The organism is Arenibacter sp. S6351L (genome assembly GCF_023016025.1).
GTDB lineage: Bacteria > Bacteroidota > Bacteroidia > Flavobacteriales > Flavobacteriaceae > Arenibacter > Arenibacter algicola_B.
On record NZ_JALKBB010000009.1, the window covers coordinates 58,371 to 81,953 of the forward strand.

Annotated in this window: 19 protein-coding genes; 12 read left to right on the forward strand and 7 right to left on the reverse strand. The window is 38.9% G+C overall.

The window, feature by feature from the left end:
• Positions 1-11: 11 nt before the first annotated feature.
• Both gldI and MWU82_RS09550 read right to left on the reverse strand, forming a co-directional pair.
• Complete coding sequence (gldI, locus tag MWU82_RS09545; protein WP_247096214.1) at positions 12-557, reverse strand: gliding motility-associated peptidyl-prolyl isomerase GldI; 546 nt, start codon at positions 555-557, stop codon at positions 12-14.
• Positions 554-1,570, reverse strand: a complete 1,017-nt coding sequence (locus MWU82_RS09550; RefSeq protein ID WP_247096215.1) for a bifunctional oligoribonuclease/PAP phosphatase NrnA — start codon at positions 1,568-1,570, stop codon at positions 554-556. The genes gldI and MWU82_RS09550 overlap by 4 nt, the downstream gene beginning before the upstream one ends.
• A gap of 417 nt (positions 1,571-1,987) precedes the next feature.
• Here MWU82_RS09550 and MWU82_RS09555 point away from each other — a divergent pair, with 417 nt between their 5' ends.
• Both MWU82_RS09555 and MWU82_RS09560 read left to right on the forward strand, forming a co-directional pair.
• The gene (locus MWU82_RS09555; protein ID WP_215948617.1) at positions 1,988-2,926 is read left to right on the forward strand and encodes a calcium/sodium antiporter; all 939 of its coding nucleotides are present in this window, start codon (positions 1,988-1,990) and stop codon (positions 2,924-2,926) included.
• Positions 2,927-2,948: 22 nt separating this feature from the next.
• Positions 2,949-4,568 (forward strand): carboxypeptidase-like regulatory domain-containing protein, encoded by a 1,620-nt coding sequence (locus MWU82_RS09560; protein ID WP_247096216.1) that lies wholly within the window; start codon positions 2,949-2,951, stop codon positions 4,566-4,568.
• 75 nt (positions 4,569-4,643) lie between these two features.
• Here MWU82_RS09560 and MWU82_RS09565 read toward each other — a convergent pair whose 3' ends face one another.
• Entirely contained in the window at positions 4,644-5,657 is a 1,014-nt protein-coding gene (locus tag MWU82_RS09565) for a glutamine synthetase beta-grasp domain-containing protein (protein ID WP_215948615.1), read from the reverse strand.
• A 197-nt stretch (positions 5,658-5,854) separates the two neighbouring features.
• Between MWU82_RS09565 and MWU82_RS09570 the strand changes: the two genes are divergently transcribed.
• The 4 genes from MWU82_RS09570 to MWU82_RS09585 all read left to right on the forward strand — a co-directional run bounded on the left by MWU82_RS09570 (position 5,855) and on the right by MWU82_RS09585 (position 11,043).
• On the forward strand, positions 5,855-8,041 hold the full coding sequence (locus MWU82_RS09570) for a glutamine synthetase III (RefSeq protein ID WP_215948614.1): 2,187 nt from the start codon (positions 5,855-5,857) through the stop codon (positions 8,039-8,041).
• Between the two features lie 89 nt (positions 8,042-8,130).
• On the forward strand, positions 8,131-9,309 hold the full coding sequence (locus tag MWU82_RS09575) for an AIR synthase related protein (protein WP_215948613.1): 1,179 nt from the start codon (positions 8,131-8,133) through the stop codon (positions 9,307-9,309).
• Positions 9,310-9,358: 49 nt separating this feature from the next.
• A complete protein-coding gene (locus MWU82_RS09580; RefSeq protein ID WP_215948612.1) occupies positions 9,359-9,802 on the forward strand; it encodes a Rieske (2Fe-2S) protein in 444 nt (147 codons plus the stop codon).
• 287 nt (positions 9,803-10,089) lie between these two features.
• Complete coding sequence (locus MWU82_RS09585) at positions 10,090-11,043, forward strand: FAD:protein FMN transferase (RefSeq protein WP_247096217.1); 954 nt, start codon at positions 10,090-10,092, stop codon at positions 11,041-11,043.
• 3 nt (positions 11,044-11,046) lie between these two features.
• Here MWU82_RS09585 and MWU82_RS09590 read toward each other — a convergent pair whose 3' ends face one another.
• Entirely contained in the window at positions 11,047-11,694 is a 648-nt protein-coding gene (locus MWU82_RS09590) for an ATP-binding cassette domain-containing protein (RefSeq protein WP_215948611.1), read from the reverse strand.
• A 387-nt stretch (positions 11,695-12,081) separates the two neighbouring features.
• Between MWU82_RS09590 and prfA the strand changes: the two genes are divergently transcribed.
• The 3 genes from prfA to MWU82_RS09605 all read left to right on the forward strand — a co-directional run bounded on the left by prfA (position 12,082) and on the right by MWU82_RS09605 (position 15,152).
• Entirely contained in the window at positions 12,082-13,158 is a 1,077-nt protein-coding gene (gene prfA, locus MWU82_RS09595) for a peptide chain release factor 1 (RefSeq protein ID WP_215948610.1), read from the forward strand.
• A gap of 5 nt (positions 13,159-13,163) precedes the next feature.
• Positions 13,164-13,982 carry an orotidine-5'-phosphate decarboxylase gene (pyrF, locus tag MWU82_RS09600; RefSeq protein ID WP_247096218.1) on the forward strand — a complete coding sequence of 273 codons (819 nt, stop codon included), beginning with the start codon at positions 13,164-13,166 and terminating at the stop codon, positions 13,980-13,982.
• Between the two features lie 390 nt (positions 13,983-14,372).
• The gene (locus tag MWU82_RS09605; RefSeq protein ID WP_215948608.1) at positions 14,373-15,152 is read left to right on the forward strand and encodes an alpha/beta hydrolase; all 780 of its coding nucleotides are present in this window, start codon (positions 14,373-14,375) and stop codon (positions 15,150-15,152) included.
• Positions 15,153-15,426: 274 nt separating this feature from the next.
• Here the strand turns inward: MWU82_RS09605 and MWU82_RS09610 are convergent, their stop codons facing one another.
• Together MWU82_RS09610 and purU are read right to left on the reverse strand one after the other, a co-directional pair.
• On the reverse strand, positions 15,427-16,128 hold the full coding sequence (locus MWU82_RS09610; protein WP_215948607.1) for a DUF4197 domain-containing protein: 702 nt from the start codon (positions 16,126-16,128) through the stop codon (positions 15,427-15,429).
• 56 nt (positions 16,129-16,184) lie between these two features.
• On the reverse strand, positions 16,185-17,036 hold the full coding sequence (gene purU, locus MWU82_RS09615; RefSeq protein WP_215948606.1) for a formyltetrahydrofolate deformylase: 852 nt from the start codon (positions 17,034-17,036) through the stop codon (positions 16,185-16,187).
• A 254-nt stretch (positions 17,037-17,290) separates the two neighbouring features.
• Here purU and MWU82_RS09620 point away from each other — a divergent pair, with 254 nt between their 5' ends.
• A complete protein-coding gene (locus tag MWU82_RS09620; protein ID WP_247096219.1) occupies positions 17,291-20,749 on the forward strand; it encodes a methylmalonyl-CoA mutase family protein in 3,459 nt (1,152 codons plus the stop codon).
• Positions 20,750-20,844: 95 nt separating this feature from the next.
• Here the strand turns inward: MWU82_RS09620 and MWU82_RS09625 are convergent, their stop codons facing one another.
• Positions 20,845-21,237, reverse strand: a complete 393-nt coding sequence (locus MWU82_RS09625; protein ID WP_031444683.1) for a hypothetical protein — start codon at positions 21,235-21,237, stop codon at positions 20,845-20,847.
• Positions 21,238-21,355: 118 nt separating this feature from the next.
• Here MWU82_RS09625 and MWU82_RS09630 point away from each other — a divergent pair, with 118 nt between their 5' ends.
• Together MWU82_RS09630 and MWU82_RS09635 are read left to right on the forward strand one after the other, a co-directional pair.
• Positions 21,356-21,808 carry an Lrp/AsnC family transcriptional regulator gene (locus MWU82_RS09630; RefSeq protein WP_111625259.1) on the forward strand — a complete coding sequence of 151 codons (453 nt, stop codon included), beginning with the start codon at positions 21,356-21,358 and terminating at the stop codon, positions 21,806-21,808.
• Between the two features lie 208 nt (positions 21,809-22,016).
• Complete coding sequence (locus MWU82_RS09635; RefSeq protein ID WP_247096220.1) at positions 22,017-23,429, forward strand: alpha/beta hydrolase; 1,413 nt, start codon at positions 22,017-22,019, stop codon at positions 23,427-23,429.
• Positions 23,430-23,583 lie beyond the last annotated feature (154 nt).

Consider the following 23,583-nt stretch of genomic DNA (forward strand, 5'->3'; position numbering starts at 1 on the left):
TGTAATTAGTTTTAATTGTTTTCTTTTTGTTTATCTATATTTAAAATGGTAATGGTGGATTTAATGGGGACATTTACCCCAATTTTGTTATTGTCCCCGTGGTAACCGTAGGATAGGGAGGAAGGAAATAAAAACGTTGCACTTTCCTTCTCTTTTAAAAGTTTTATACTATTTCTCAAGCCTGGAAAAAGGTCTTGCTTATCTACTTTATAAATTATGGTTCCAATATGCTCTTTGGAGTATATGGTGTCATTGTTAAAAGTCATAACATTGTATTGCAGTGTAACCAGGTCATCTGTTTTGGGGTAATAATCGGTCTGGTCGTTCTTGTCAATATAATGGTACCAAGAACCGATGCCACTGGAGAAATAGGTGTTCAAGGAGTCATTTTTAATGATTTCCATGATTTGTTTTTCTTCCTTTGCCAATAGGTCCTTATTCCGTTCCACCGATTTTTGTAAAATACTTCCGGTTTTAACTTTGACCGGCTTACGTGGTTCAGGTCCATTACAGCTATAAAAGGCGATAATAAGCAAAAGAAATATTAGGTGTTTCATGCGTTTAAATCATCTTTATATTGGGGTAGTAGGGACTTAAATTTGCTTATTGTTTCTTCCATGGAAACATCGCTTCGTCCACCTGCCGCATTCGTGTGTCCGCCTCCATTAAAATGGGCTCTAGCGAATTCATTTACAGAAAAATCACCTTCAGATCTAAAAGAGATCTTGATAATTCCTTCCTCCCGATTTTCAATGAAAATAACCGCAAAAACAATTCCTTCCAAGGTTAAACCGTAATTAACAAAGCCTTCCGTATCTCCCTTTTTGTAATCGTAGGTGTCCAATTCGTCCTGAGATAAGGTGATAAATGCGGTATGAAATTCCTCTAGGATGACCATGTTTTTTAAAGCGCAACCTAAAAGATGCAATCTACTAGGGGTGTTGGTGTCGTAAACCTTGTTGTGTGCTTCCGTATTTTTGGCTCCTTTCTCTATTAATTTGGCAACAACCGTATGTGTCCTACTGGTGGTGGAAGAATATTTAAAAGATCCGGTATCGGTCATGATACCGGTGTATAATGAAATTGCAAGGTCGGGGGTGATGCTTTCCACTTCGTTTAGTCCTTCAATTACATTGTAAACCATTTCACATGTAGAACTCATGCTAACATCGGAGTACGTAATTTTGGCGTAATTATCTGGTTCCTGATGATGATCTATCATCACAAATGTGGCCGTAGAACTTTCTAATAAAGGTTGTAGTTGCCCAATCCTTCCCAAGTGGTTGAAATCTAAAGTAAATATTACGCTAGCACTGTTTATAAGGGATTTAGCGGTTGAGGAGTCTCTTTCAAAATTGACTATTTGCTCGTTTCCCGGCATCCATTTTAAGAATTTGGGAAAATCATTGGGAACAATGATGGTAGCATCCTGACCTTTGCCCTTCAGGTAGTGCCAAAGCCCTAAAGTGGAACCAATAGCATCTCCGTCCGGATTTTTGTGCGGTATAATTACAATTTTCTGGGGCTTCTCCAATAACCCTTTTATTGCCTTTATAATCTCTAAATTCATGCGCGCAAAGATACAATTTAATAATATATGGCATTGTTTGAAAAATCTATTTTTAAATTGTGCGTAAACCTAGGTGTCCCACATAAAGCGAAAGGTGCTTTGTTAGGCGTGTAGTGGCTGCTAAATAGGCAACTTTATGCTTATTGGGCGTAGTCAAGAGTTGTATGGGTCGCCCTGTAAAATAGCGTTTCCGAAAATTCTCATCAGGAGACAATTTGCGATTAAGGGTCAATGGTTTCTCGTTTTTATTCTTATCAAATTGCCAAAGGTGATTTGAAATTGAACTTTTTTAATGGATTTCCATTATTGTCAGAGATGTTTTTAGGAAGTTAAGCTGTATTTCTTGATTTTTTTGAAAGGCAGTTATGTTGCTGAAAAAAGTCGGATTCTTGGTTATATTTGTAGGAAAACTTTTTGATGCTGGATATACTTTTTATTGTTTTAGGACTGGTATTGTTGATTGCGGGAGGAAATTGGCTTTTAAAGGCGGCAGTGGCCTTGTCATTAAAGCTTAATATACCAAAGATTGTTATAGGTATGACAGTGGTTTCCTTTGCGACTTCTGCTCCCGAGCTGATCGTTAGCATAAATGCTGCTTTGGAGGGCTTTCCGGATTTGGCGCTGGGTAATGTTGTAGGCTCCAATATTGCCAATCTGGGTCTGGTACTGGCGATAACCGTTATTCTGGGAAGTATAGAGGTTAGAAAGAGTTTTTATACTACGGATTGGCCGGTTATGATGCTGGCATCCCTTTTGTTTTTTGGTTTTATTTATTTTGATGGGGAGTTACAAAGATATGAGGGTTTTGTAATGGTGATTGTGCTCTTTATTTTCTTGGTATATCTCTTGCGCTTTCAGAAAACTGCGGTTGTAGATGAATTGCCTGAGGATGATGTTCCGTTGCCATTATATAAAACGGTGCTGTTTTTGGGCTTGGGCGGACTTGCTCTTTGGGGAGGTTCTGAACTATTGATTAAGGGTGCCGTAGGGCTCGCTACTTTTTATGGTGTTAGTGAGCGGGTAATTGCGGTAACCGTAGTATCTATCGGGACCAGTATTCCAGAATTGGCTGCCTCTGTAATCGCAGTGTTAAAGAAGGAAAAGGCCATTTCTTTAGGAAATCTTATAGGGTCCAATATTTTTAATCTATTGGCTGTTTTGGGTATTACGTCAATGATAACGCCCATTAAAGTATCGGATCAAGGCTTGCTGACCAACGATATTTTTTGGATGTTGGGTACATCCTTTTTAATCCTTCCCCTAGTGTTTTTGCCCAAAGGACTTAGGTTAGGGTGGAAGGACGGAGTAATCCTTTTGGCTGTGTACGTTGTATTTGTATATTTAACTATAACCTAAAATACGATAGCATATTTGGTGTATGGGGATAAGATTGAACATTATAGCTTTCTTAATTTTCTTTTGTACGGTTGGTCATGGCCAAGAAAGCGAATTTGTAAGTGGAATGCTCCTCGATGCCGAAACCATAGAGCCTATATCTTTTGCCAGTATTAGGGTCAAGAATAGGGCGGTGGGGGTAATTTCCAACAATGACGGCAGTTTTAGGATTCCTCTTAAATTTAGGGACCTTAATGACACTTTGGAGATTACCTCTATGGGTTATGATTCCAGAGAAATTATAATTGGCGATTTAATTAAGGATAAGCTCAATAGGTTGTATTTAAATCCCATGCTTATCCAATTGGATGAGGTAACATTAAAGGCTTCCAAAAAAAGAGGAAAAGGAAGAAATGCTGGAAATAATGAAAAGCCTATTTCTGCAGAGGAGATTATTGGCCAGGCTATCAAGAATATTCCATTGAATTACCCCTTTAATCCCCAGTCCTACGTTGGCTACTACAGGGATTACCAATGGAAATCAGGAGGTTATACCAATTTGAATGAGGCGATTGTTGAGGTTTTTGATAAGGGTTTCGGGACTTCTGATTATGAGGATTCCAATACAAGGATTTATGAGTACTCCAGAAACATGAACTTTCCAATTGATTCTTTAAGTGAAAGGCTATATGACTATGGCGAATACAAGACCAAAACTATCCCTAAAGCTTTTTTAAAAAGTTACGGGGGCAATGAGTTTGTAATTTTACGTATCATGGATGCCATTAGGAATTATAACACCTTTTCCTATTCCTTTGTTGATCATTTGGATACCGATTTTTTAAAGAACCATGATTTTTCTCTGGAAGATGATACTTATTTGGACGGTAAAGCATTGTATGTTATAGACATATATAAGCACAATTGGAAGTTTATGGTCCGGGGCAAGATTTATATTTCAAAGGATAACTTTGAAATCGTTAAATTGGAATACGCCACCTATGACGCTTTATTGGGGACAAGAAAAATAAGGAAGACCAGTAAAAAAATAGAGGATAGATTGCTCTACCGAACTGTAGTGGAGTACAAGAAACAGGATGACAAAATGTTTCCCAGTTACATTTCCTTTAGTAATAAATTTGAGGTAAAAGTACCACCGCTTTTTACCGCCAAGAACGTGCTTATAGACTTTGAAAACCAGCGATTTGAAATTGCATTCAACAGGGTGCCCTTGCATTTCAAGGTGCTTAAGGACAAAAATTACAATATTAGTTATAAGGGTAAGGGTATAGATATCGAGAAGGTTGTTCTTGAGGATAGTGCAACCGTACAGTTGTATCCCAAGATGAACCTTGGAGATCAGGCCTTGGAGGTTTTTTACAAAGAACCAGGAGAAATAGCCAAAGATGATTTTCGGATAGTCATGGATAACATTATAGATATGGATGGGAACAAGTTGGATTACTCCGAGACGTATTCCTTAATGCAATTCAGGGAATTTTTTGTTCAGCAACGAAAACCGGTAGTGCAATATCCTGGCAAAGATCTTTATATGGACAAAAATTGGCCTATATTTCAGGACCAACCCATTATTAAACCTGATAATTATAGTGATTTTTGGATGAACACTCCGCTGCGTAACGAAGGTGCCATCATAAAATAATTTAAATAAAAAAACCGCCCCTCTTTCTCAAAAGGAACGGTCGGTAAAAATAATCAACAATTATTTTTTTACTCTTTATATTTTAACGGATTTAACCGTTTTAACAATTCTTCCTGCTATTTTGTATGGATCACCATTGGAAGCTGGTCTTCTATCTTCCAACCAACCTTTCCAGCCTTTTTGTACTGTAATGATCGGGATTCTAATAGAGGCACCTCTATCGGAAATACCATAGCTAAAGTCATTAATAGAAGCAGTTTCGTGTTTTCCTGTCAAACGTTGATCGTTGAACTCACCGTAAACGGCAATGTGCTCTTTTACAACTGGACGGAAGGCTTCACATATTTTTTCGTAAACTTCCTTTGAACCACAAGTTCTCAAAGTAGTGTTGGAGAAGTTGGCGTGCATACCAGAACCGTTCCAATCGGTATCACCTAGAGGTTTCGGGTGGTATTCTATATAGTAACCATGTTTTTCGGTTAATCTATCCAATAGATATCTTGCAACCCAAATTTCATCACCTGCTTTTTTGGCACCTTTGGCGAATAATTGAAATTCCCACTGTCCACAGGCAACTTCTTGGTTAATTCCTTCAAAGTTTAAACCGGCAGCGATACAGGCATCTGCATGCTCTTCTACCAAGTCACGCCCATGAGTATTTAGACCACCAACAGAACAGTAGTACATACCTTGTGGTTTTGGATACCCGCCTCTAGGAAAACCTAAAGGAAGTTCTGTTCTTGTATCCATTATGAAATATTCTTGCTCAAATCCAAACCAGAAATCATTGTCTTCATCTTCGATTGTGGCTCTACCATTGGATACGTGGGGAGTACCATCGGCATTCATAACTTCTGTCATTACTAAATAGCCGTTGATGCGATGTGGATCAGGATAAATGGCTACTGGCTTTAACACACAGTCAGAAGATCCTCCTTCAGCCTGTCGGGTTGAACTTCCATCAAAGGACCATATTGGGCAATCTTCCAGTTTACCGCTGAAATTTTCCTCAACCTTAGTTTTACTCCTCATGTTTTGTGTGGGCTCGTACCCATCCAACCAAATGTATTCTAATTTAGACTTGCTCATAATATGTATTGTTGATTTTTATTATTAACGCAGACAAAAATAATAATTTTCAACACATATGCCATTTTTTAGTGGGTTAAATGATTATAATGTTGATATTTTTTCGGAGACCCCTATTTTTTTGGGGGTATATTATTAAATATGTATTTTATGTAGATTATTTTAATGAATTGTTATTTTTGTCAAAAAATGTATTTATGTCAAATCAAAGATTTAAGGCCATAGCAAGCAGTCATGCCAGAACTGAAATAGATGTGGAGGAAACCGGCAGACGTTCGGAATATTTTGGGATGAATGTGTTCAATGAGGAACGTATGTTACAATACTTGACCAAGGATGCTTATGACAGGGTAAAGGCAGCCGTGGTGTCCGGTGCTAAAATAGACAGAAAAGTTGCCGATCAAGTAGCGGAAGGGATGAAGACCTGGGCAATATCCATGGGTGCAACACATTACACCCATTGGTTTCAACCGCTTACAGGAACCACAGCCGAGAAACATGATGCTTTTTTTGATTTTTCGCCAGAAGGAAGAGTGATGGAAAAGTTCGGTGGTGGCCAGTTGGTGCAGCAAGAGTCGGACGCCTCCAGTTTTCCAAACGGGGGGATACGTAATACTTTTGAGGCCAGGGGCTACACGGCCTGGGATCCAACGTCTCCGGCATTTCTTTATGGCACCACCCTATGTATACCAACCGTTTTTGTAGCCTATACCGGGGAGGCCTTGGACAATAAGGCTCCACTTTTAAGGGCATTGAATGCCATGGATGAAGCCGCGACTGCAGTAGCTAAATTCTTTGATAAAAATGTAACCAAAGTATACGCCACCTTAGGCTGGGAACAGGAGTATTTCTTAATAGATAAGTCATTGGCTTTTTCCCGACCAGATATTAGTTTGGCAGGCCGTACGTTAGTAGGCCATTCCGCGGCAAAAGGCCAACAGTTGGACGATCACTACTTTGGAGTTATTCCAAATCGCGTATTGAATTTCATGAAAGATTTGGAAAGGGAATGTACTAAACTGGGGATTCCCGTAAAAACCAGACATAATGAAGTAGCTCCCAATCAATTTGAGTTGGCTCCTATCTTTGAAGAAACCAATCTGGCCGTAGATCACAATCTATTGCTCATGGATGTCATGGAAAAGATTGCTGATAAGCATTTTTTTAAAGTACTCTTTCATGAAAAGCCTTTTAGGGGTATAAATGGGTCTGGTAAGCACAACAATTGGTCTTTGTCCACGGATACCGGTGTTAATCTGCTTAGTCCTGGTTCTACTCCCATGAAAAATCTCCAGTTTTTAACTTTTTTCGTGAACACTATAAAGGCGGTGGATAATTATGAGGAATTATTGCGTTCTTCCATTGCTTCTGCAGGAAATGACCATAGATTGGGGGCCAATGAGGCACCTCCAGCTATCTTGTCCATTTTTATAGGGGAACAGCTGAATGAGGTCTTAAATGAATTGGAAGGAGTGACCAAAGGGAAGTTGTCGCCTGAGGAAAAGACGGAATTAAAGTTGAACGTAGTAGGTAAGATTCCAGAAATTCTTCTGGACAATACCGATCGCAATCGTACCTCCCCTTTTGCATTTACAGGAAACAAGTTCGAGATGAGGGGCGTAGGCTCCAAATCCAATTGTGCCAAACCTATGACGATATTAAATACCATTGTTGCCAAGCAACTTATGGCTTTTAAAAAGGAGGTAGATCAACTGGTGGATAAAAAAGGTCTTAAAAAGGATGAGGCTATCTTTAATGTCCTTAGGGAATATATAAAAACTTCCAAAAGAATTAGGTTCGAGGGCGATGGTTACAGTGAAGCATGGGAAAATGAGGCCAAATCCCGAGGCTTGAGCAATAACAAAAATACCCCCAAGGCCCTGCAGATACTTACCTCAAAAGAAAGTTTGGCGCTGTTCAAGTCCATGAATGTCATGAGCGAAATTGAGGTAAGGGTTAGACAAGAGGTGGAATTGGAAGAGTATATCCTGCATATTCAAATAGAAGGTAGGGTCTTTAATGAGTTGGCTTATGCATATATTATTCCTGCTGCAGTGGAATATCAGAATAAATTGATAAAAAATGTGATAGGTCTAAAAGAAATTTATGGTGCCGCCCACAAAAAAATGTCAGAAAGTCAGTTGGATGTTGTTGAGCGAATTTCCGAGCATATTCGTGCCATAAAAATTAAGACCGATGCTATGGTAGACGAAAGAAAGATAGCCAATAATATGACCGACATCAATAAAAAGGCCATTGCTTATTGCGATAATGTGAGGCCTTATTTTGATGAAATAAGGTACCATTGCGATAAACTGGAGCAATTGGTAGGCGACGAATATTGGCCTCTAACCAAATATAGGGAACTATTGTTCATTAAATAAATTGGTCATTTAGAAATTATTGTATTAAAAGCCCACAATTAGTGGGCTTTTTTTGTGGATTCTCCTATTTTTGTCGCAAACTTTTATTCATGAGCTCATCCAATAGCAAAAGATACGATCAAAGAGGGGTTTCTGCTTCCAAGGAAGACGTGCACAATGCCATAAAAAACATAGATAAGGGCTTGTTTCCCAAGGCTTTTTGCAAAATTGTACCCGATTACCTGACCAATGATGATGAGTACTGTTTGGTGATGCACGCCGATGGTGCCGGAACTAAATCCTCATTGGCCTACATGTATTGGAAGGAGACAGGTGATATTTCCGTGTGGAAGGGAATAGCACAAGATGCCCTGATCATGAATGTGGACGATCTTATTTGCGTTGGGGCTACGGACAATATTATGTTGTCCTCTACCATAGGAAGAAATAAAAATTTAATTCCTGGAGAGGTCATATCTGCCATAATCAATGGTACGGAAGAGCTGATAGAGGATTTGGAAAAACACGGGATTACGATAAGATCAACGGGAGGGGAAACGGCAGATGTTGGGGATTTGGTGCGCACCATTATCGTTGATTCAACCGTAACGGCCAGATTGAAAAGGAGTGAGGTAATCAATAATGCCAAAATAGAAGCTGGAGATGTAATTGTTGGCTTATCTTCTTCAGGACAGGCCAGCTATGAAAAGGAATATAACGGAGGTATGGGAAGCAATGGGCTTACCTCTGCCAGACATGATGTTTTTGCCAAATACTTGGCAGAAAAGTATCCTGAAAGTTATGATGCGGCAGTGCCGGAAGATTTGGTGTATTCAGGTAAGGTGAAGTTGACCGATAAGGTCCCCAATGCTCCTTTGGATGCGGGGAAATTGGTTTTATCCCCAACCCGTACCTATGCCCCCATTGTAAAAAAAATTCTAGGTAAATACAGTGCTAAAGATATTCATGGAATGGTACACTGTAGTGGGGGTGCACAGACCAAAATTCTTCATTTTATAGATAACCTCCATATTGTTAAGGACAACCTATTTCCCGTTCCTCCGTTGTTCCAATTAATTCAAGAACAATCGGGGACCGACTGGAAGGAAATGTACCAAGTTTTTAATTGTGGACATAGGTTGGAATTGTATGTAAATCCTGCTATTGCGGAAGACCTTATTGCCATTTCGGAAGGCTTTGGGGTTTCAGCCCAAATTGTAGGTAGGGTGGAAGAGAATTCTGTTAAAAAGCTCACAATTAAAAGCGAGTACGGCACCTTTGTGTATTAAGGTATACGAATACCCTTTTTCCTACGTTGTTTTATAAAGAAATTACGTTATGGAAAGAAAGCAGTTTTTAAGGACTTTAGGTACCGGAGCGGCATTTGCCCTTGCTTTTCCCTGCTTACATGGTTGTTCATCGGATAGTGATGAAGTTATAGATCCTAAACCCGTGCCAACGGGGGTCGATTTTACCATTGATTTAAGTTCGGCAGAAGGTGCCAAATTGCAAAACAATGGCGATTTTATAATAAAGAATTATGTGGTCGTTGTAAAAAACTTGGAAGGTGATTTTGTGGCAGCAAGCCAAATCTGTAGTCATCAACAGACCGATGGGATAAGTTTTAAAACGGATAATGGTGGCTATTTCAAGTGTTCCACGCATGGTTCTACCTTTAGTCAGACCGGTACCCCTTTAAATCAAATTGGCAATGATCCATCAAAGCCCCTTAAAATATTTAAAACGGAGTTAGACGGGCAGATCCTGCGTGTTTTTGAATAATCAAAACTGATTTTTAACCTACTTGCTTACATGGGATTTTCCTTAAAATCATTGTTCGGACTCTTGTTTTATGTCTTATGGCCATTTTCTTTGCTGTCTTTTTGCAGTAGGAAGTCGCACACAATTCTCAAGTCAGGTAGTGCCCTTGCGGTTAATGTTTTTGGGTTTACATTAAGTATATCCGGGCCCTGCAATTACAATACAATTATTCTAGACAATAAGAAAAAATGTTCAATGTTTAATCTTGTTCTAGGGTGAGGGTTTTATTTTCTTTTTTAATATGTTGTATGGTCCTAATAGGCCATGCCCAGGAGCTTAAGTATGTTACCGTTCAGCGATCGGTGAACTTAATGGGCGATAAATTTGATATTACCGTAGTAGCCGATAATGAGGAAATAGGCTATATAAATATTGAAGAGGCTGTTTCTGAAATTAAAAGAATAGAAAAACTGATATCTTCATGGGACGAGGAATCGGAAACTTCAAAAATCAATAAAAATGCCGGAATAAAGCCTGTTAAGGTAAGTGTAGAGCTGTTTAAGCTAATTGAAAGGGCAAACCAGATTTCTGAAATAACCAATGGTGCATTTGATATTACATTTGCCGGGTTGGACAAGATCTGGAAGTTTGATGGTTCCATGAAATATAAGCCTAGCAAGGAGGAAATTAAACAATCCGTAAGCAAGGTGGGGTATAAAAAAATTATCCTGAACGAGGAAGATCGTACGGTATTCCTGCAATTCAAAGGGATGAAGATCGGTCTAGGCGGTATAGCAAAGGGTTATGCGGCCGATAAGGCCAAAGAACTTTTGGTGGGGAAGCAGGTTAGCGCAGGGGTTATCAATGCCTCCGGTGATCTAACTACATGGGGTACCAAGGCTACCGGGGAAAAGTGGTTGATCGGCATTGCAAATCCGCTGAGCAAAGACAAGATATTTTCGTGGCTGCCCGTTCTGGAATCTTCTGTAGCTACTTCCGAGAGTTATGATAAATTTATCACATTTGACGGTAAGAAATATTCCCATATACTTGATCCCCGGACCGGAAACCCTATTTCAGGAATAAATAGTGTATCGGTCTTTTCCAAAACCGCCGAATGGTCAGATGCGTTGGCCACGGCTATTTTTGTACTTGGAGTTGATTCGGGAATGGCACTTATAAACCAATTAAAGGGGACCGAGGCCATTATTGTGGACAGTAATAATAAAATGCACAAAAGCAGCGGTATCTTATTCAATTGAGCCTTAATTAATATAGCCTTCTCTCTTAAGTTCTGCCTTGTCTTCTATTTTTTTTGAACAACCATTTTTAAGAAGATAGACCGTATCGCTGACAGCTAAAATATCATTGTAAAAATGATCGGTCAGGATTATAATACTCCTTTTCTTTGCCTGGCGGATAAGGGCCTTGAATTTCTCCACATATATTGGTGCAATGAATGAAAAGGGTTCGTCCAAAAGTATAATTTCCTTATTGGACATGAGAACTAAGTAAGCTTCAATAACCCTAATTTCCCCACTGGATAAGTCTTTTATCCTTTTCTTGTTATATATCTTAAAACTCTGGAAAAGGTTAAGGAACTGCTCCCATGAAACATTGAATAGCTTAAATGCACGGTTAATATTTAAATGCTTTGGCAAAAGTGAATATTGGGGTAGGTAACCTATTTTTTCTGTTCTGTACAAAGGTCTGGGCAGGCACTTTCCATTAGTACGGATGTTCTTGTATTTAGGCTGTAGATCCCCAAATAATATTCTCAACAAGGAAGTTTTTCCACTGCCATTTCTTCCGAGGATTCCGGTAACTTTTCCGCGTTCCGACTTTATGTAAATGCCGTACAGAACCTTTTTTCCATCAAACTCCAAATCAACGCTGTCTATTTCCAAGGTCAAAATAAACGGACGAGTTTAATGAATAATAGGGTTATGAAGGTGTCTAAGAGAAATGAAATTAGGATAAGGACTGTTTTGGACAGGCCGAAATTTTGATAAAACGTTAAACGCTTTCGCAATCCAATGTCAAAATACGTCAGGAAGACCCCTAGGTAGAACAATATCTTGGAACTCAGGATCATGGTGTTTAGGTGGGATATCTTAAAAATAACACTCCCGCTAAATAGCATAAAAACGGTAATAAGAAAGGATATCCAAAGGTAAGGCTTGGCAAAGTGGAAACTCAATTGAAAGGTTCTAAAATTGAAAATTGAATTCATCTAATGAATAGGATATGCTTAAATGTACAAAATTATCGTAAATTCGCAGTCCAAGTGTAGATTGTATATGATAGATAAATTAAACATAGTAAAGCAACGTTTTGATGAGGTTTCGGACCTTATAATTCAGCCTGGTATTATCGCTGATCAAAAGCGTTATGTGGCACTAAATAAGGAATATAAGGATTTAAAACAACTGGTAGACAAGAGGGATCTTTATTTGGAGTATACCAATAACATATCTGAGGCAGAGGAGATTCTGTCCGATGGCAGTGATCCTGAAATGGTGGATATGGCCAAAATGCAGTTGGAGGAGGCCAAGGAAAAATTGCCCAAATTGGAGGAAGAGATTAAATTGATGCTGATTCCTAAAGATCCAGAAGATTCCAAAAACGTAGTAGTGGAGGTTAGAGCTGGTACAGGAGGGGATGAAGCCAGTATTTTTGCGGGCGATCTTTTCAGAATGTACACCAAATATTGCGAGTCCAAAGGATGGAAAACGAATGTAATTGACCTAAGTGAAGGTACAAGTGGCGGATATAAGGAAATTCAGTTCGAGGTTACTGGCGAGGATGTTTATGGTACCCTTAAGTTTGAAGCAGGGGTGCACCGGGTTCAGCGTGTTCCACAGACCGAAACCCAAGGAAGGGTCCATACCAGTGCCGCTACGGTAATGGTGCTTCCAGAGGCCGAGGATTTTGATGTACAGATAGATCCCAAGGACGTGCGGATAGATTTTTTCTGTTCTTCCGGACCAGGAGGTCAATCCGTTAACACTACTTATTCGGCAGTACGTCTAACCCATATACCAACAGGTTTGGTGGCACAGTGTCAGGATCAGAAATCACAGCACAAAAACAAGGAAAAGGCTTTTAGGGTACTACGCTCGCGATTGTATGATATGGAATTGGCCAAAAAACAGGAGGAAGATGCCGCCAAGAGAAATTCACAGGTAAGTAGTGGTGACCGTTCGGCTAAAATTAGAACCTATAATTACCCACAAGGGAGGGTAACAGACCATAGGATCGGATTAACGCTTTACGACCTACAAAACATTATTAATGGCGATATTCAACGTATCATAGACGAATTGAGTTTGGTTGAGAATACGGAGAAATTAAAGGAGGCCTCTGAGATATTTTAATTCCTATGACCACTGATTTTTTAGTTGGAGAGATTCGAAAAAAGGAATCCTTTCTTTGTATTGGGTTGGATACGGACTTGGATAAGGTTCCAAAGCATCTATTACAAGAGGAAGATCCCATTTTTGCTTTTAACAAGGCTATAATTGATGCCACACACCATTTATGTGTTGCCTATAAGCCCAATACCGCCTTTTATGAGGCTTATGGGATAAAAGGATGGCAGGCTTTGGAGAAAACCATCAACTACTTAAATAGCAACTACCCCGAAATATTTACAATTGCAGATGCCAAACGTGGAGATATTGGTAATACCTCCACCCGTTATGCCAAAGCCTTTTTTGAGGATTTGGGATTCGATTCTGTAACTATTGCACCTTATATGGGAAGGGATTCCGTGGAGCCATTTTTAGCTTTTAAGGATAAACATACCATATTACTGGCACTAACTTCCAATATGGGGGCGTTCGATTTTCAAACAAAAATGGTAGACGGAAAGGAGCTGTACAAGCAGGTACTGGAGATTTCAAAAACTTATGAAAATTCCGAAAATCTAATGTATGTAGTTGGTGCGACCAAGGCGACTTTTTTGATGGAAATAAGAAATATTATTCCAAATAGTTTTCTTCTTGTTCCGGGAGTAGGGGCGCAAGGAGGCAGCTTAGCTGAAGTGTGCAAATATGGGATGAGCGATAATGTAGGTCTTTTGGTAAACTCATCCAGGGGGATTATTTATGCCTCGGACCAAGAAAATTTTGCGCAGGCTTCTGCCGAAAAGGCAAAAGAATTGCAACAGGAAATGAGTGTGGAACTTAAAAAACGCTAAGTTTTCTAATGTGTCAGGGTTTGAATGATTTTTTGGATTTTAGAAGCTTTCAATTCAAAAAATTCAGCAAGTTTTGAATCGGAATATTTTTTACTGGTCGCCTTGTCCATGAAACTTTGGTATTGACATTCCAAAAAGCTTATTTCTTTTGAACTGTTGATCATTGGGGATACCGAGCCAACTTTACAATATTGATTTTCCATATAATTTTTTTCTTACAAATATAACTAGAAACAAGGTTTAAGAGGAGCTATCTGAAAGTGCATTTATCTAATAATCAGGTAATTTGTCTATTTTTTAACCTTGTGGCAATGTTGGAGAGTATATTTTGATTTATTTGAGCCCTATCAAGAGTATTGGAATTTACACTACATTTATAAAAAATGAATATTGATAAGTTATAATATACATAGCCATGATACCTCTACCAAATGGGTGACTTTTGTGCATGGTGCAGGAGGTAGCTCTACTATTTGGTACAAGCAGCTTAGGGAATTTAAAAAGCATTTTAATGTGCTTTTATTGGATCTAAGAGGGCATGGCAATTCTAAGATACATCTAAAGGATGCCTTTAAGAACAAGTATACTTTTGATAATATAACTGAGGATATATTGGAGGTGATCAATTTTGAAAAGATTGAAAAATCTCATTTTATTGGAATTTCCCTGGGCACAATCTTGATCCGAAATTTAGCAGAGAAGCACCCCCATCGGGTGGAGAGCATGATTATGGGAGGGGCCATTATGAAATTAAACCTAAGGTCTCAAATATTGATGAGACTTGGGGTTATTTTAAAATCTATAGTCCCTTATTTATGGCTGTACAAATTTTTTGCCTTTGTAATTATGCCGAATAAGAACCATAAGGAATCGCGATTACTTTTTGTTCGCGAGGCGAAAAAATTGTACCAAAAGGAATTTATCCGATGGTTCAAGTTAACCTCGGAGATTAATCCATTGCTCCACTTTTTTAGAACGGTAGATATAAAAATTCCTACGCTTTACGTAATGGGGGCAGAGGACTATTTGTTCTTGCCCACAATTAAACAAATTGTGTTGGATCATAAAAGTGCCGAACTGATAGTGGTCCAAAACTGTGGACATGTTGTAAATGTGGAGCAGCCACGGTTTTTTAATGATACGGTCATACAGTATCTTTTGGTAAAATAATTTAAACTTATCCTTTAAGGGAATAGTTGATATTGGATCTGACATTGTTGTTAAATCCAAATGGATGTGGGTTCTTTGTAAATAGTATACTGCACAAAAAAAACCGGTGCTCCCACCGGTTTTAAACTAACTAACTCAAAAAATACTAACTCAAATTCTTTAGATATAACTGTATTGCTTTTCTAGGCAAATTAAAGGTTGTAATGTCTGTTTGTTTAAGTGTAACGTAAATTTTTAGGATTAATTGCGTAAAAAGCCCATAAATTGTTCATTTTTAATCCTGTAGGGCAAAAACTTTTTTCAACACCTCCGTGGTTCTTGAGGAAACCTTGTTCCTAATCTCTTTTTCTTCAACGGCAATCATCGTAAATACCCCATTCAAGGCCTCTTGGGTAACGTAATCTGTAAGATCCGGATTTACATTATTGGTAAGGGGAATGTTATTGTATCTCGTAATTAGGTTGTTCCAGATCTTATCTGCCCCCACCTTTTCAAAGGAGTTTTTGATCACAGGGTTAAATTTATTATAGAGTTCTGTTTGTGTAGCATTGGTAAGGTATATGGTTGCTGCATTGTCCGATCCCAAAAGAATGTTTTTGGCGTCGGTAAAGGTCATTCCCTTTACGGCGTTGACAAATATGGGGGTCGCTTCACCAACGGCATCCTCTGCGGCCCTATTCAGTATTTTTAGGCCTTCATCGGCTAGGCTGGACAGGCCAATGTCCCTGAGGGTTTTGTCTACTTTCTGTAATTCCTCGGGCAGCATAATTTTTACCAGTTCGTTACCAAAAAAGCCATCGGTTGCGGTAAGTTTACTTACCTGTTTATCGATTCCCATATTAAGGGCTTCCTTTAATCCGTTTGCAATTTCGTCATTGCCAATGGTACCTCCTTGGGGTAATTGATTCACTACCTGTTGTAATTCCGAACATCCAATAAATTGAAATAGGATTACGGCTAATAAGATTTTTTTCATTTTAAAATTTTAGAGTTACAACTATAACTTATGCTATAGGGATTTAGTACTTGGGGCTACGAGAAAATTACGGTTTTGTTGTTGTAGACCATTGTCTTCCTTCTAATGTGAAGCTTTACGGCCCTGGATAGTACAATTTTTTCCAAATCCCTTCCCTTGGTTATAAAGTCCTTGATGCTATGCGCATGGGTTACAGTGGTAACATCCTGTTCTATAATAGGACCGGCATCCAATTCTTCGGTAACGTAATGACTGGTGGCACCTATAATTTTAACCCCCCTCTCAAAGGCGGCATGGTATGGCTTTGCACCGGCAAAGGCCGGAAGAAAGGAATGGTGTATGTTGATGATCTTATTGGGATAGTTGTCAATAACCTTGCTGGTTACAATTTGCATATATCTAGCCAGTACTATAAAATCTATTTGATATTCTTTCAAAAGTGCCAATTGCTGGTTTTCGGCCTCACTTTTTGTACTTTTTGTTACAGGTACATGAAAAAATGGAATATCGAATTGTTTGGCCACATATTCCAAATCACTGTGGTTGCTTAGGATGAAGGGTATATCAACCTCCAGTTCACCTGAATTGTACCTGCTTAATAAATCGTATAAACAATGATTGTATTTGGAAACAAAAAGGGCCATTTTAGGTTTTACGGATCCCAAATACAAACTCCACTCCATTTGGTAGGGTAGGGCCAATTCATTTTCAAACTCTTGCTTCAAATTTTTCACAGCTGGAATGTTCTTTTCAAAATCGCTTTCCAGTCTCATGAAAAACACACCCGCTTCTTTATCTACGTGCTGATCAATATAAATAATATTGCCACCTTTTCTATGTATAAATCCGGTTACCGAACTGATAATTCCGGATTGGTCGGGGCAATTAATGAGGATAGTTGTCTTCAAAGTTTAATCATTTTAGGTCGCAAAATTAGGATTTTAGGAATGAAGTACTCAGGTTGAGGGGTATTTTTATAAAATTCTAATTTTATTGCTATAATTTTTGCGTTTTCGTTAAATTGCACCCAAATAATGGTCCTTTTTTTGTCTATTAAAAAGAGAGCGCCTCCCTAATCCAATTCCTTGAATAATCGCATGGAGCAGTGATTGTGAATACGGGTATTTTATTAAATCGATAAAAGGGAATTAGTATTGAAGTTATGAAGCAGAAGCCACCATATATTCCTAAAAATAAAGTTCGTATAGTTACGGCAGCATCCTTGTTTGATGGTCACGATGCGGCGATTAATATGATGAGGCGTATTATTCAGTCTACCGGTGTGGAGGTAATTCATTTGGGTCACGATCGTAGTGTGTCCGAGGTGGTTGATTGTGCCATACAGGAAGATGTAAATGCCATTGCCATTACTTCATACCAGGGAGGCCACATGGAGTATTTTAAGTATATGCACGATCTTTTACGGGATAGGGGTGCGGACCATATTAAGATTTTTGGAGGTGGTGGAGGGGTAATTCTTCCTGCGGAGATAAAAGAATTAATGGATTATGGGATAAGCAGAATATATTCTCCGGATGATGGCAGGACCATGGGGCTACAGGGAATGATAAATGATTTGGTTAGGCAAAGTGATTTTCCCGTTCCTTCTTTGGAAATTCCAGAGGGGCGGTCAATGGTCCAATTATTAAAAGAAAAGAATGTAAATGCCATAGCGCGGCTGATTACCTTGGCCGAAAATAGGCATGAGGATTTTCTAAAGGATTTTTCGGATTTGGCTGAATTGAAAAGTACCGTGCCGGTACTTGGAATTACGGGGACGGGAGGTGCTGGAAAATCTAGTTTGGTAGATGAATTGGTCAGAAGATTCCTATTGGATTTCCCAGCTAAAACCATCGGGATAATTTCTGTTGATCCATCCAAAAGGAAAACGGGGGGTGCTTTGTTGGGAGATCGGATACGCATGAACGCCATCAACAATTCCCGGGTCTATATGAGATCGTTGGCTACTAGGCAGTCCAATTTGGCATTGTCCAAACACGTGGACGAGGCAGTTCAAGTTCTAAAAGTGGCAGGGTTCCATTTGATTATTTTAGAAACTTCGGGAATTGGCCAATCGGATACCGAGATTATTGAACACAGTGATGTTTCCTTATATGTTATGACACCCGAATTTGGGGCGGCCACCCAGCTGGAAAAAATAGATATGTTGGATTTTGCGGATATCGTAGCTATTAATAAGTTCGATAAAAGAGGGGCTCTGGACGCTTTAAGGGATGTGAAAAAGCAATATGTGCGCAATCATGGACTTTGGGAGGGTGATCAGGATGAGCTACCTATTTTTGGGACAATAGCCTCACAATTTAATGACCCGGGCATGAATCGTTTGTATAAGTCCGTAATGGATAAATTGGTTTCAAAAACCGGAACAGCCTTAAATTCCCAATTCCAAATAGGAAATGGCGATGAAGAGAAGGTTTATATAATTCCTCCTTCGCGTACACGTTATCTGTCCGAAATAGCCGACAACAATCGGGCCTATGATAAAAAGGTGCTTCATCAAGCCGAGTTGGCCCAAAAGTTATATGGTATTTTTAAGACTATACAAGCTATTTGCCGGGTGGATGCCAAGGTAGATTTTAATAAATTTCTCCTAAAAGAAGGGTTAAATACGGAAGCAATTTTAGAGTTATCCCTATCTGAGGATAAAAAACAATTATTGAAGCTCCTGTTCAAAGAGTTCGACGAGATAAAAATGGATCTGGATTCCCATAATTGGGAACTGATCCTAAATTGGGAAAAAAAGGTTCAACAGTACAAAACTCCAATCTTTAGTTTTAAGGTAAGGGGAAAAGAGTTAAAATTGGAAACTCATACAAAATCACTGGCCCAAACCGATATTCCAAAAGTGGCACTTCCAAAATACAGGGCATGGGGCGATATTTTGGGTTGGATTCTCCAAGAAAATGTACCTGGTGAATTTCCTTATACAGCCGGACTCTATCCTTTTAAGAGAACAGAAGAAGATCCTACAAGAATGTTTGCGGGGGAAGGTGGCCCTGAACGTACAAACAGGCGTTTTCATTACGTTAGTTTGGGATTGCCGGCCAAGCGTTTATCCACGGCATTCGATTCGGTAACCCTGTATGGTCAGGATCCGGATTATAGGCCTGATATATACGGAAAAATTGGCAACGCAGGGGTTTCCATCTGCTGTTTGGACGATGCCAAAAAATTGTATTCCGGATTTGATCTATGCAGCCCCACTACCTCTGTTAGTATGACCATCAATGGTCCTGCGCCCATGTTGTTGGGTTATTTTATGAATGCCGCTATTGATCAGAATTGTGAGAAATATATTTTGAAAAATGGGCTGGAAAATGAGGTAGATAGGAAAATAGCTGCATTATACGAGGCAAAAGGTATCCCTAGGCCAAAATACAGGGGAGAATTACCGGAAGGAAATAACGGTTTGGGCTTAATGCTATTGGGTATTACGGGAGACCAGGTCTTGTCCAAAAGTGTATATGCCGAAATTAAAAAGAAGACTCTCAATACGGTAAGGGGTACGGTGCAGGCAGATATCCTAAAAGAAGATCAGGCTCAAAATACCTGCATTTTTTCAACAGAATTTGCCCTCCGACTAATGGGGGATGTTCAGGAATATTTTATTCAGCACTCAGTACGCAATTTTTATTCGGTTTCCATTTCCGGGTATCACATTGCAGAGGCAGGGGCCAATCCCATTACCCAATTGGCGTTTACGCTGTCTAACGGTTTTACCTATGTGGAGTATTATTTAAGTAGGGCGATGGATATCAATAAATTTGGTCCCAACCTATCCTTTTTCTTTTCAAATGGGATAGACCCGGAATATGCCGTAATTGGAAGGGTTGCGCGGCGCATATGGGCAAAGGCAATGCACCTTAAGTATGGAGCTGATCCCAGGGCGCAGATGTTAAAGTACCATATCCAAACTTCTGGGCGAAGCTTACACGCCCAGGAAATAGATTTTAATGATATCCGTACTACATTACAGGCGCTATATGCTATCTATGACAATTGTAATTCTTTGCATACCAATGCCTATGATGAGGCAATAACCACTCCAACAGAGGAGTCCGTTCGTAGAGCTATGGCCATTCAATTGATCATAAACAAAGAGTTGGGCTTGACAAAAAATGAAAACCCCTTACAGGGTTCCTTTATAATTGAAGAGTTGACAGATCTTGTGGAAGAGGCCGTGTTATTGGAGTTTGACCGTATTACAGAACGTGGGGGTGTACTGGGAGCCATGGAAACAATGTATCAGAGATCCAAAATTCAGGAGGAGAGCCTTTACTATGAGACGTTAAAGCACAACGGGGAATTTCCAATTATAGGAGTAAACACCTTTCTGAGCTCCAAAGGTTCGCCAACAATTTTGCCAGTAGAAGTTATACGTGCTACAGAGTGCGAAAAACAGGCCCAAATAGGTACCTTGGAAAATTTACATGCTATGATGGGGGTGACTGCCAATACCCAATTAAAGGAGTTACAGGAAATAGCGGTTAGAAACGAGAATATTTTTGAAAAGTTGATGGAGGTTACCAAGTTCTGTTCCTTGGGGCAAATTACAGATGCGTTGTTTGCTGTAGGGGGTCAGTACAGGAGGAATATGTAGCTGAGCGGATATGGACTCAATTGGTTTTAAGGTCGATTATGGGTAAAATATAAGATTCTTATGAATTAAAAATACAGGGAAATAAGCAGAAAGGATTAGCTCCTAATAGATCGTCTCCACACTTTGTACAACCTTCTGAAACTTTTAATTTCGCTTCTCAAAAGATTTAAGTATTCCTTTTCCTTTACCCCATCTTTTTCCAAACCGGTACAATAAGAACTTATATTTCTTATGATAACATTGATAAAGGTGGCACTTCTCATTCGGGCAGCATAGCATTCGGAGCGTTCAGCTGCTTCAATTTGTTGCGGAATTAAAATAGAATCAGTTAATAGGGAATCTACCATAATATCCCTATGGCTGTTAGATTGATATAATTTAAGCAGATCCTTGTTGTAGGATAGGTACGAAGCAATTTCCCTGCTCATCTGTAAAAGATCCAAGGATTTGCGATAAATCGGAATCGTACTTAAGTTTTTGTAAGGCATCTTTTTATAACAACTTCTATTATATAAAATTACGTCGAAATTAGCAAATTGGAGTTTATATAACAAAGTAAAATTGTATTTTAGCTATTGAAAGTTAATAATTTTAATCCATTTAGTTTTGAATACAAAGATTGATGTCCTTAATTGGAAGATTTTAAAATTACTTCAGGAAAATGCCAGGGAATCTTTTGCCAATATTGGCCGAAAAGTGGGCTTAACACCCCCTGCGGTTGCCGAAAGAGTGAAGAAAATGGAAGACATCGGGGTTATCTCAGGTTACAAAGCTGTGGTGTCCCATTCACATACCGGTTATCAATTAAAAGCTATAATTACGCTGCGTGCCTTTATGGGGAAGTTACGGCCTTTCTTGGATATTGTAAACACTTATGAAGAAGTAGTTAATTGTTATAGGATTACGGGCAATGAAAATATTATAATGTTGGTGGTCTTAAAAGATCAATTTCATTTGGAAAAATTTATAGACAAGCTTATTCAATATGGGGAGACGCGTACCCATATTATTCTATCCGATGTAGTGTCCAACGCGCCCATTAAAAAAAGAGAGGCGTAATAGTAGCTATATAACAGGTAAATTGTAATTAAAAGAGGTTGATAGCTTTGGTGCTATATTTTTATTATTTAATTTAATGTATTGTAACGCCTAGGTGCAAAGAGCTGGAAGTATTTTTGGCTGTAATAACGGTTAACAGTATCTATGGCGTTTCGGAATGGCCGAAATATTATATTAATTTGGCTAGATATTTGATGACAATAATTCTATGAGAAAAATAATATTATTTCTGTTTCTTGGAGTCGGTTTATTGGGTAGTTCACAACAGATGACCTTGAAAAAAGGTGTCGTAATCGATTCAATTGTGGTAAAGGATTCCATATCTGAAAGTTATTCCCTATTTCTACCTACCAGCTTTGAAATGGATAGGAATTGGCCCATACTTTTTGTTTTTGATATGGAAGGTCAAGGAAAAAGGGCCATACGTATGTTCAAGGGGGCGGCGGAAAAGCATGGGTATATTCTTGCGGCACCCAACAATGTAAATGATTCTTTGACCACTTCCCAGAATATCCTGATTACAGGAAGAATGTTCAATGATATTATTGGACTGTTGCCCATTCATAAGAATAGAACCTATAGTGCCGGCTTTGATAGTGGTGCCAGATTTGCATCAGTGCTACCTATTTTTGTAAGAGGTATAGCTGGCGTAATTTCCTGCGGCGCCGTATATCCCAATATGGATATATTGGATACGAACAATTTATTTCATTTTATAGGTATTGTAGGAAAGGAGGATTATGCCTATCCGGAAATGTTGGTTGGGAAGTCCCTTATGGGGCGTTTAAAATTTCCCAATCAATTATTGGTATTTAACGGGGGGCATGAATGGCCAGATACCAAATATCTTGGAAAGGCCTTGGAAATTTTCACTTTGTCAGCCATGGCTAAAGGGCAATCGGAGATAGATGAGGTTTATATAAATGATACGTATGCCCAAAATTTGGAGGAAATCAATCTTTTGATTAGATCCAACAGATTAATTCAGGCCGATAATTTATTGGATGAAGTTATGTCCGTATATAGGGTCTTGAAGGATACGGATTCCCTTAAAAAAATAAAGCGTGAACTTAAAAAAGATAAGCTTTTTAAGACCATGACACGCAATGAGAACAACACTTTATTGAAGGAGTCATTTATTAAGGAGGATTATGTATATTATTTGGAGGAGGATTTAGCAACCTATAATTATAATAATTTGGGTTGGTGGATTTATCAAATGGGTGAGTTGAAGAAATACGATAACAGTAAAATAGAGGCGGAAAGAGAAATGGGAAAACGTCTTTTGGGTTATGTAAATGCACTGATCGAAGATAATATAGATATAGTAAATTCCGGAAGTCAGGTAGATCAGGAAGTTCTGAGTCTGCTTTGGATGCTAAAGACGATAACGGATCCCTTGGACCATAGCTATTACCTCAAAATAATATCGAATAGTGCTAGAATGGAGGATTACGGAACCTCCCTGTTTTATTTGGAAGAATTATTAAAGAAAGGATATACGGACAAAGTTGAATTATATGGTTTGGAAAATACCGCTTTGCTACGTATAACCCCCGAATTCAATGACATTGTGGCCAAATACTTAAAAGATGCCCGTTACGAAACCATTGAAGAATAAGTAACTGTCCTAGGGGTAATTATGGCTTGTTGAAGGCTATTGATTCCTGGTATCATTCCTCATCACATATTTAGTTCCGATTTCAGGGAAACGGACAAGGGCGAGGGTAGCTATTTTTTAGATTTAAACTTTTTTACAAAAAAACTTCCATTAA

Excerpts from the sequence above, each read along its gene's own strand:
- MWU82_RS09555 (WP_215948617.1), top strand. The coding sequence starts at position 1,988 with ATGCTGGATATACTTTTTATTGTTTTAGGACTGGTATTGTTGATTGCG.
- MWU82_RS09570 (WP_215948614.1), top strand. The coding sequence starts at position 5,855 with ATGTCAAATCAAAGATTTAAGGCCATAGCAAGCAGTCATGCCAGAACT.
- MWU82_RS09610 (WP_215948607.1), bottom strand. The coding sequence starts at position 16,128 with ATGAAAAAAATCTTATTAGCCGTAATCCTATTTCAATTTATTGGATGT.
- MWU82_RS09575 (WP_215948613.1), top strand. The coding sequence starts at position 8,131 with ATGAGCTCATCCAATAGCAAAAGATACGATCAAAGAGGGGTTTCTGCT.
- MWU82_RS09635 (WP_247096220.1), top strand. The coding sequence starts at position 22,017 with ATGAGAAAAATAATATTATTTCTGTTTCTTGGAGTCGGTTTATTGGGT.
- MWU82_RS09620 (WP_247096219.1), top strand. The coding sequence starts at position 17,291 with ATGAAGCAGAAGCCACCATATATTCCTAAAAATAAAGTTCGTATAGTT.
- gldI (WP_247096214.1), bottom strand. The coding sequence starts at position 557 with ATGAAACACCTAATATTTCTTTTGCTTATTATCGCCTTTTATAGCTGT.
- prfA (WP_215948610.1), top strand. The coding sequence starts at position 12,082 with ATGATAGATAAATTAAACATAGTAAAGCAACGTTTTGATGAGGTTTCG.
- MWU82_RS09580 (WP_215948612.1), top strand. The coding sequence starts at position 9,359 with ATGGAAAGAAAGCAGTTTTTAAGGACTTTAGGTACCGGAGCGGCATTT.
- pyrF (WP_247096218.1), top strand. The coding sequence starts at position 13,164 with ATGACCACTGATTTTTTAGTTGGAGAGATTCGAAAAAAGGAATCCTTT.
- MWU82_RS09565 (WP_215948615.1), bottom strand. The coding sequence starts at position 5,657 with ATGAGCAAGTCTAAATTAGAATACATTTGGTTGGATGGGTACGAGCCC.
- MWU82_RS09625 (WP_031444683.1), bottom strand. The coding sequence starts at position 21,237 with ATGCCTTACAAAAACTTAAGTACGATTCCGATTTATCGCAAATCCTTG.
- MWU82_RS09585 (WP_247096217.1), top strand. The coding sequence starts at position 10,090 with ATGGTCCTAATAGGCCATGCCCAGGAGCTTAAGTATGTTACCGTTCAG.
- MWU82_RS09550 (WP_247096215.1), bottom strand. The coding sequence starts at position 1,570 with ATGAATTTAGAGATTATAAAGGCAATAAAAGGGTTATTGGAGAAGCCC.
- MWU82_RS09560 (WP_247096216.1), top strand. The coding sequence starts at position 2,949 with ATGGGGATAAGATTGAACATTATAGCTTTCTTAATTTTCTTTTGTACG.